The organism is Sphingomonas radicis (assembly GCF_051400635.1).
In the GTDB taxonomy this organism is placed as follows: domain Bacteria; phylum Pseudomonadota; class Alphaproteobacteria; order Sphingomonadales; family Sphingomonadaceae; genus Sphingomonas.
Genome location: NZ_JBLFFG010000018.1, coordinates 1 through 515, shown reverse-complemented (window position 1 = coordinate 515; position 515 = coordinate 1). Strand labels below are relative to the sequence as shown.

At 65.2% G+C, this 515-nt stretch carries 1 protein-coding gene; it reads left to right on the top strand.

The genetic code is table 11. The annotated features are described in order from the left end of the window. Positions 1-47: 47 nt before the first annotated feature. Positions 48-515, top strand: a 468-nt coding sequence (locus ACMGDH_RS18225; protein ID WP_436829403.1) for a glycosyltransferase family 2 protein, incomplete at its 3' end; no start/stop codon positions are given.

Sequence of the window (515 nt, the reverse complement as noted above, 5' to 3'; positions counted from 1 at the left end):
GTGGTCAAGCAGGGTTTTTTCAACATATCTCGGGCATTGAGATCGCAATGACCTTGATCCCGACAGACCTGTCCGCCAGCCGGCTCGTCGATGCCTTGCGTGATCCCAACCGGGAGATCGCGGCGAGTTCGCGCGTCATCGACCTTTCTGTCGGTATCGTCGTCTGCATTCCCTGCTTCCGCCGCCCGCAGCATTTGCGGCTGACGCTGGACTCGCTCGTCGGGCAGCGGACGCCGCGGCCCTTTGCCGTGGTCATGGTCGAGAACGACGCGGCAGCACGCGAGAGCGCGCCGGTCGCCGCGGAGTATCTGGCCGACGGCAGGCTCCAGGGTGTCTGCCTCGTCGAGAAGCGGCAGGGCAATTGCCAGGCGATCAATGCGGCGTTCGAGACTGCGCAGGCGCTGTTTCCGGCCGCGACCCGCTTCCCGATGATCGACGACGACGAGATCGCCTCGCCGGACTGGCTCGAATTGATGGTTCGTACCGCGGACGCGACCGGCGACGATGTGGTCGGC